6 protein-coding genes, 1 pseudogene and 1 riboswitch are annotated in these 8,130 nt (G+C 73.4%); of the genes and pseudogenes, 5 read left to right on the plus strand and 2 right to left on the minus strand.

What is annotated here, in order from left to right; all coding sequences use genetic code 11:
- The 5 genes from EEJ42_RS37065 to EEJ42_RS37085 form a co-directional block, all read left to right on the plus strand.
- Window positions 1–963: phosphatidate cytidylyltransferase (locus tag EEJ42_RS37065; protein ID WP_425473016.1), on the plus strand; the 963-nt coding region annotated here is incomplete at its 5' end.
- 82 nt (window positions 964–1,045) lie between these two features.
- The gene (gene rlmN, locus EEJ42_RS37070; RefSeq protein WP_123106580.1) at window positions 1,046–2,152 is read left to right on the plus strand and encodes a dual-specificity RNA methyltransferase RlmN; all 1,107 of its coding nucleotides are present in this window, start codon (window positions 1,046–1,048) and stop codon (window positions 2,150–2,152) included.
- A 65-nt stretch (window positions 2,153–2,217) separates the two neighbouring features.
- A riboswitch (TPP riboswitch) is annotated at window positions 2,218–2,321 on the plus strand.
- Window positions 2,317–3,390: a thiamine ABC transporter substrate-binding protein gene (locus tag EEJ42_RS37075; RefSeq protein WP_123106581.1), complete on the plus strand. Its 1,074-nt coding sequence runs from the start codon at window positions 2,317–2,319 to the stop codon at window positions 3,388–3,390. It overlaps the preceding riboswitch by 5 nt.
- A gap of 65 nt (window positions 3,391–3,455) precedes the next feature.
- Entirely contained in the window at window positions 3,456–5,069 is a 1,614-nt protein-coding gene (locus EEJ42_RS37080; protein ID WP_123106582.1) for an ABC transporter permease, read from the plus strand.
- A gap of 15 nt (window positions 5,070–5,084) precedes the next feature.
- A complete protein-coding gene (locus tag EEJ42_RS37085) occupies window positions 5,085–6,113 on the plus strand; it encodes an ABC transporter ATP-binding protein (protein ID WP_123106583.1) in 1,029 nt (342 codons plus the stop codon).
- A 120-nt stretch (window positions 6,114–6,233) separates the two neighbouring features.
- Here EEJ42_RS37085 and EEJ42_RS37090 read toward each other — a convergent pair whose 3' ends face one another.
- A complete protein-coding gene (locus tag EEJ42_RS37090) occupies window positions 6,234–7,358 on the minus strand; it encodes an LOG family protein (RefSeq protein WP_123106584.1) in 1,125 nt (374 codons plus the stop codon).
- Window positions 7,359–7,406: 48 nt separating this feature from the next.
- Window positions 7,407–8,130: pseudogene (locus EEJ42_RS37095) on the minus strand (hypothetical protein); the annotation flags it as partial.

Consider the following 8,130-nt stretch of genomic DNA (forward strand, 5'->3'; position numbering starts at 1 on the left):
CGGCCGGGCGGCCCCTTGTTCCGCGATGAGCGGGAGCAGCGGCCCGGACCGGGGCAGCCTCCCGGGCAGCCGCCGACGCCCCCCGGCCCCGGCCCCGAGTCCGCCGGCAGCGTGCCCGGCAACGGCGGCGGTCAGGGCACGAAGAAGAAGAGCGCGGGCCGCGATCTGCGGGCCGCGATAGGGGTGGGCGTCGGGCTGGGCGTGGTCATCGTCGCCTCGCTCTTCATCTACAAGCCGGTGTTCATCGGCGTGATAGCGGTCGCCGTGGTCGTCGGGCTGTGGGAGCTGACCTCCCGGCTGGCCGAGCGGAAGGACATCCGGGTCCCCCTGGTGCCGCTCGCCGTCGGTGGTGTCGCCATGGTCGTCGCGGGCTATGTGCGCGGGGCGCAGGGCGCGTGGGTGGCGGTGTCGCTCACGGCGCTCGCCGTGCTCGTGTGGCGGATGACCGAGCCGCCCGACAACTACCTCAGGGATGTCACGGCGGGCGTCTTCGCCGCCTTCTACGTGCCGTTCCTCGCCACCTTCGTGGCGCTCATACTGGCCGCCGAGGACGGCCCGTGGCGGGTGCTGACCTTCCTGCTGCTGACGGTGGTGAGTGACACCGGTGCATACGCGGTGGGCTGGCGCTTCGGCAAGCATCCGCTCGCACCCCGCATCAGCCCCGGCAAGACCCGCGAGGGGCTGCTGGGCGCGGTGGCGTTCGCGATGGTCGTCGGCGCGCTGTGCATGCAGTACCTCATCGAGGACGGCGTGTGGTGGCAGGGGCTGCTGCTCGGCCTCGCCGTCGCGGTCAGCGCGACCCTGGGGGACCTCGGCGAGTCCATGATCAAGCGTGACCTCGGCATCAAGGACATGGGCAAGCTGCTGCCCGGCCACGGCGGGATCATGGACCGGCTCGACTCGCTGCTGCCCACCGCGCCCGTGGTGTGGCTGCTGCTGGTGATCTTCGTGGGCGGCGGCTGAGCCGCGTAACGGATCGCACTCTCCAGGCCCCGCGCCGCCCGTGGCGCGGGGCCTTCCGCATGTCTGCGACACTGGTACGGCCATGCCTAAGCCCGGAGAACTCACTTTCGCCGTGCCGCGTGGGGCCAAGAAGCCCCCGCGGCACCTCGCCGACCTCACGCCCGCCGAGCGCCGCGAGGCCGTCGCCGCCCTCGGGGAGAAGCCCTTCCGGGCCGCTCAGGTGTCGCGTCACTACTTCGCCCGGTACACCGACGACCCCGCCCAGTGGACCGATGTACCGGCCGCCGCGCGCGAGAAGCTCGCGGCCGGGCTGCTGCCGGACCTGATGAGCGTCGTGCGGCACATCAGCTGCGACAACGACACCACCCGCAAGACCCTGTGGCGGCTCTTCGACGGCACGCTCGTGGAGTCCGTGCTGATGCGCTACCCGGACCGGGTCACCATGTGCATCAGCTCCCAGGCGGGCTGCGGCATGAACTGCCCGTTCTGCGCCACCGGCCAGGCGGGTCTGGACCGCAACCTGTCCACCGCCGAGATCGTGCACCAGATCGTCGACGGCATGCGCGCGCTGCGCGACGGCGAGATCCCCGGGGGCCCGGCCCGGCTGTCCAACATCGTCTTCATGGGCATGGGCGAGCCGCTGGCCAACTACAACCGGGTCATCGGCGCCATCCGCCGGCTCACCGACCCCGAGCCCGAGGGGCTCGGTCTTTCGCAGCGTGGAATCACGGTTTCGACCGTCGGACTGGTCCCGGCGATGCTGCGGTTCGCCGACGAGGGCTTCAAGTGCCGCCTCGCGGTCTCCCTCCACGCGCCCGACGACGAGTTGCGCGACACCCTCGTCCCGGTCAACACCCGCTGGAAGGTGCGCGAGGTCCTGGACGCGGCGTGGGAGTACGCGGAGAAGTCCGGCCGCCGTATCTCCATCGAGTACGCCCTGATCAAGGACATCAACGACCAGGCGTGGCGCGCCGACCTGCTCGGCCGACTGCTCAAGGGCCACCGGGTGCACGTCAACCTCATCCCGCTCAACCCGACGCCCGGCTCCAAGTGGACGGCGTCCCGGCCGGAGGACGAGAAGGCGTTCGTGGCGGCCCTGGAGCGGCACGGGGTGCCGGTGACCGTCCGGGACACCCGGGGGCAGGAGATCGACGGGGCGTGCGGCCAGCTGGCGGCCACGGAGCGCTGACCACCGGCTGATACGGTGCCTTCGCACAAGCGCCGCACAACCGTCGTATCGCGGCGCACAAATGAACATTCCGACAGGGGAGCGCGACAGCGCTGAGAGTGCGGCACGGCCGCAGACCCTCCAACCTGATCCGGGTCATACCGGCGTAGGGAGTCAGCCTCACCATGAACAGCCATCTTCGGCGTGCCGTCACCGCCGCCCTCGTCGGATCCCTCGGCACCGGCGTCCTCACCGGCTGCGGCGGGGACGCGGCGGACGGCAAGGACTCCAAGACCGTCACCCTGGTCTCGCACGACTCGTTCGCGGCGTCCAAGGCGGTCCTCAAGGAGTTCACCCGCAAGACCGGCTACAAGGTGCGGGTACAGGCCGGTGGTGACGCGGGGGCCGCCGTCAACCAGGCGATCCTGTCCAAGGGCCATCCGCAGGGCGATGTGTTCTTCGGCGTCGACAACACCCTCCTCTCCCGCGCGCTCGACAATGACCTGTTCACGCCGTACGAGGCGAAGGGCCTGGACAAGGTCCCCGCGGCCTTCCAGCTCGACCGGGCGAAGCACCGCGTCACCCCGGTCGACTACGGCGACATCTGCGTCAACTACGACCGCGCCTACTTCGAGCGCAAGAAGCTCGCGCCGCCGAAGACGCTCGCCGACCTGACCAAGCCCGCCTACAAGAACCTGCTGGTCACCGAGAACGCCGCCACCTCGTCCCCCGGTCTCGCATTCCTCCTCGGCACCGCCGCCCGCTACGGCGACCACGGCTGGCGCGACTACTGGAAGAAGCTGCGGGCCAACGGCGTCGAGGTGGTCGACGGCTGGGAGCAGGCGTACTACGACCGCTTCTCCGGCTCGGCGGGCGGCGCCAAGGGCGACAAGCCGCTCGTCGTCTCGTACGCCTCCAGCCCGCCCGCCGAGGTGGCGGACGCGAAGTCGAAGCCCGCCAAGGCCCCGACCGGGGTGGCGGACGGCACCTGCTTCCGGCAGACGGAGTTCGCCGGGCTGCTGAAGGGCGCGGGCAACACCAAGGGGGGCAAGGCGCTGCTGGACTTCCTTCTGACCAAGCGCTTCCAGGAGGACGTACCGCTCAACATGTACGTCAATCCGGTGCGCGAGGGCGCCGAGCTGCCGGAGGTCTTCACCCGGTACGGGGCCGAGGTCGCCGACCCGGCCACCCTGCCCCCGCGGAAGATAGCCAAGAACCGTGAGCCCTGGGTCAAGGCATGGTCCTCGCTCCTTCTGTAGCCCCTCGCGAGAACCAGGAGAAGGGCGAGGGGAAGGCACGCGGCACCGCCCTGCGGCTCGCCCTCATGGCCGTGCCGCTCGCCTTCTTCGGCGTCTTCTTCGCGTATCCGGTGGCCGCGATCGTCACCCGCGGGCTGCGCGTCGGTGGCCGGTGGCAGCTCGGGCGGATACCCGAGGTGCTGGGCGACCCGTCGGTCCTGCACACCCTGTGGTTCACCGGCTGGCAGGCGGCCGCCTCGACCGGGCTGACGCTGGCGGTCGCGCTGCCCGGCGCGTATGTCTTCGCCCGCTTCGACTTCCCCGGCAAGGGGCTGCTGCGCGCCGTGGTGACCGTGCCGTTCGTGCTGCCGACCGTCGTCGCGGGGTCGGCGTTCCTGGGGCTGCTCGGGCGCGGCGGGCTGCTGGACGAGCTGTGGGGGATACGGCTCGACACCAGCGTCTGGGCGATCCTGCTGGCCCACGTCTTCTTCAACTACGCGGTGGTCGTCCGCACCGTCGGCGGGCTGTGGGCGCAGCTCGACCCGCGCCAGGAGGAGGCCGCCCGGGTGCTCGGCGCGAGCCGCCTCGCGGCCTGGCGCCGGGTCACCCTGCCCGCGCTGGGCCCCGCCGTGGCCGCCGCCGCGCTGATGGTCTTCCTGTTCACGTTCACCTCCTTCGGTGTGATCCAGATCCTCGGCGGTCCGCGCTACGCCACCCTGGAGGTGGCCATCTACCGGCAGACCGCGCAGCTGCTCGACCTGCCCACGGCCGCGGTGCTGACCCTCGTGCAGTTCGCGGCGGTCGCGGCCGTCCTCGCGCTGCACGCCTGGACCGTGCGCCGCCGGGAGGGCGCCCTGCGGCTCGTCGACGCCGCCCGGACCGCGCGGCGCCCGCAAGGCCCGGCGCAGTGGGGGCTGCTCGCGGGGGTGCTGGCCGTCGTCGCGGTGCTGATCGTGCTGCCGCTCGCGGTGCTGGTGGAACGCTCGCTCCACGGGCCGGACGGCTACGGGTTCACGTACTACCGGGCGCTTCAGTCCGCCGCCGACAGCGGCGGCACCTTCTTCGTGGCCCCCGTGGACGCCATCGGGAACTCCCTCCAGTACGCGGCCGTCGCCACCGTCTTCGCCGTCCTCGTCGGCGGCCTCGCCGCCGCCGCGCTCACCCGCAGGGCCGGGCGCCTCGTCCGCGGCTTCGACGCGCTGCTGATGCTGCCGCTGGGCACCTCCGCCGTCACCGTCGGCTTCGGCTTCCTCATCGCGCTCGACGAACCCCCGCTGGACCTGCGCGCCTCCTGGGTCATCGTCCCGCTCGCCCAGGCCCTGGTCGGCGTCCCCTTCGTCGTCCGCACCATGCTGCCCGTCCTGCGGGCCGTGGACCACCGGCTGCGGGAGGCCGCCGCCGTGCTGGGCGCGTCCCCGTTGCGCGCCTGGCGCGAGGTGGACCTGCCGCTGGTGGGGCGGGCGCTGGCGGTCGCGGCGGGTTTCGCGTTCGCCGTGTCGCTCGGCGAGTTCGGGGCCACGGTGTTCATCGCCCGCCCCGACCTGCCCACCCTCCCGGTGGCCGTCGCGCGCTTCCTGGGCCGCGCGGGACAGCTCAACTACGGGCAGGCGATGGCCCTGAGCACGATCCTGATGCTGGTGTGCGCCTGCTCCTTGCTGGTCCTGGAGCGCATCCGCACCGACCGCTCGGGGGAGTTCTGACATGGGGGGAGCCTGATGACGCTGCTGCGACTGGACGAGGTGACGGTCCGGTACGGCCGCAACGACGCGCTCGACGCCGTCGACCTGGACGTCGCCGAGCACGAGACCGTCTGTGTGCTGGGCCCCAGCGGCAGCGGCAAGTCCACGATGCTGCGTGTGGTGGCCGGACTCCAGCGCGCCGCCTCCGGCCGGGTGTGGCTCGCGGGCCGCGACCAGAGCGGCGTGCCCACCCACCGGCGCGGGGTGGGGCTGATGTTCCAGGACCATCAGCTCTTCCCGCAGCGCGACGTGGGCGGCAACGTCGCCTTCGGGCTGCGGATGCGGGGAGCCGGGCGCGCGGAGGCGGACCGCCGGGTCGCCGAACTGCTGGACCTGGTCGGACTGCCCGGCGCGCAGCGGCGGCCCGTCGACTCGCTGTCCGGCGGTGAGCAGCAGCGCGTCGCGCTCGCCCGCGCGCTGGCGCCCCGGCCGCGGCTGCTGATGCTGGACGAGCCGCTGGGCCAGCTCGACCGCGGGCTGCGGGAGCGGCTGGTCATGGAGCTGCGGGAGCTGTTCGCACGGCTGGGCACCACGGTCCTCGCCGTCACCCACGACCAGGGCGAGGCGTTCGCGCTCGCCGACCGGGTCGTGGTCATGGAGGACGGCAGGATCGCGCAGACCGGCACCCCGCTGGAGGTGTGGCAGCGGCCCGCGAACGAGTTCGTCGCCCGCTTCCTCGGCTTCGACAACGTGGTCGAGGCGATCGTGCACGGCGAGATCGCCGACACCTGCTGGGGCAAGCTGCCGGTGCCGCCCGGCTCCCGGCCCGGCCCGGGGCGGCTGCTGGTCCGCCCGGCCGGGGTACGGCTCACCGCCCCCGCGGACGGGCTGCCCTGCACGGTCGCCGCACGCACCTTCCGCGGCGACCATGTGGCGGTCGTCCTCCAGCCGGAACACGGGCCCCGCCTGGAGGCGTCCTGCGCGCTGCGGGACGCCCCGGAGGCGGGGGACCGGGTGGGGGCGATCTTCGACTCCGCGGACGTGGTGGTGCTCGACGGGTCGTAAGGCGCGCGGCGCGTCGTAGGGCCCGCGGTTCGGCGTAGGGAGGTTCAGCCCGTCGGGCAGGCGTTCGGAGGTCCAGCCCTTCGGGCGGGCGTACGGAGGTTCAGCCCGTCGGGAGGGTGCTCAGCCCGTCAGGGAGGCGAGCGTGTCCGGGGCCTCGTCCACCGAGTCCACCAGCGCGATGCGGGCCTTCATCGACCGTCCCTCCGCGAGCGCTTCGAGCAGCGGCCAGGCCGGCAGGCGGCGCGTCCAGTGGTCGCGGTCCACGAGCACCATCGGGGTGGGCTCGCCGCGCGACTCGTAGTAGTTCGGCGTGGCGTTGTCGAAGATCTCCTGGAGGGTTCCGGCGGCGCCGGGCAGGAAGACGACGCCCGCGTTCGAACGGGCCAGCAGCCCGTCCTCGCGGGTCGCGTTGGCGAAGTACTTGCCGATGTGCGAGGCGAAGGCGTTCGGCGGCTCGTGCCCGTAGAACCAGGTCGGAATCCCGACCGACGCGCCGCCGTCCGGCCACCGCTCCCGCACCGCGAACGCGGCCCCGGCCCAGGCGCCCACCGACGGGCGGAACGAGGGCTGCCCGGCGAGGAGTTCCAGCGCCTCCTTCAGTGCCGCGTCCGGGAGCGGTGCCGTGTACGCGCCCAGGTTGGCGGCCTCCATCGCGCCCGGGCCGCCGCCCGTCGCGACCGTCAGCCCGGACCGCGCCAGCGCCTGCCCGAGCCGGGCGGCGCCCGCGTACCCGTCGGAGCCGCGCTCCAGGGCGTGGCCGCCCATCACGCCCACCACCCGGGCGCCGGTGAGCAGTTCGTCCAGCGCGTCGGAGACGGCGTCGTCGTGGATCGAGCGCAGCATCGAGGAGAAGATGTCGCCGTCGGCCTTGGTCCGCTGGAACCAGGCGTAGGCGCGCGCGTCCGGCGTGCCCGCGTACCCGTCGACCCCGTCGTCCAGGCCCTCGAACAGCTCGGCCGCGGTGTAGAGGGTGCCGCGGTATGGGTCGAACGGCAGGTCCGGCACGGGCGGGAAGACCAGCGCCCCCTGCGCCCGGACCCGCGCCGCGGCCTCCGGCTCCATCGGGCAGCCCAGGAAGACCGCCCGGTCGGTGTCGGTGGACAGCAGCGCGGACGTACGGGCCGTCAGATCGACGGATTGGACCCGGTATCCGGCCAGGGTGCCGCGGGCGACGACCTGGTCGAACTCCTCCAGGGACTCGATTTCGACGTCGGGCGCGGTGGTGGAAGCGTCATCGGTCTGCACGGCGTCATGCTAATCACACCGGACGGCGCCGGGTCAGGAGTGGTGGACTCAGGAGTGGGTGAACGGCATCGTCGTCAACTGGCCCACGCCCCACGCCACCGGCGCCAGCAGGAGCAGCAGCGCCGCACCGCGCAGCACGGCCGCGCCCCGCAGCAGACGGGCCGACGCGCCGAGGCGCAGCAGCGCGGCCGTGGTGCGGCGGCGGGCGCTCCGCGCCTCCAGCGCCGCGTTGAGCACCGTGGTGAACGCGCACATCAGGACCAGGACCACGCCCAGGTCGGTGAGCGGGCCGAAGGAGTCGGCGCCGGAGCGACCGTGGGCCGCCGCGTGCAGCCGCAGCGCCCCGTACAGCCCGGCGGCGACCGCGCACAGCACCCCCACCGGACGTCCGATCAGCCCCGCCTCCTGCTGGAGCATGCGCCCCGCCAGCAGCCGCAGCGGGCCCGGCCGTCCCATGGCCAGCAGCCGGCCGCAGCCGTGTACGAGCCCGGGCCCGGCCAGGATCAGCCCGGCCACCGTCAGCACCCAGCCGCCCACCACCTCGGGCACGCTGCCGCCGAACCGCCCGGACAGCGACACCAGCGCGCCGGGGGAGGGATGCGCCCCGCGCCCCGCGTACGCCTCCAGCGCGAGCCCCACCGCGAGCAGCGCGACGCCCCACGGCAGGGTGGACGTCGCGTGGTGGGGCGCCGGGGTGAGCGGGCCGGTCGCCACGGTGGGCACGGCCGACCGCGGTGCCCCGGCCCCCGGCCGTTGAAGCCGACCCGCTCCC

The organism is Streptomyces botrytidirepellens, assembly GCF_003721215.1.
Lineage (GTDB): Bacteria > Actinomycetota > Actinomycetes > Streptomycetales > Streptomycetaceae > Streptomyces > Streptomyces himastatinicus.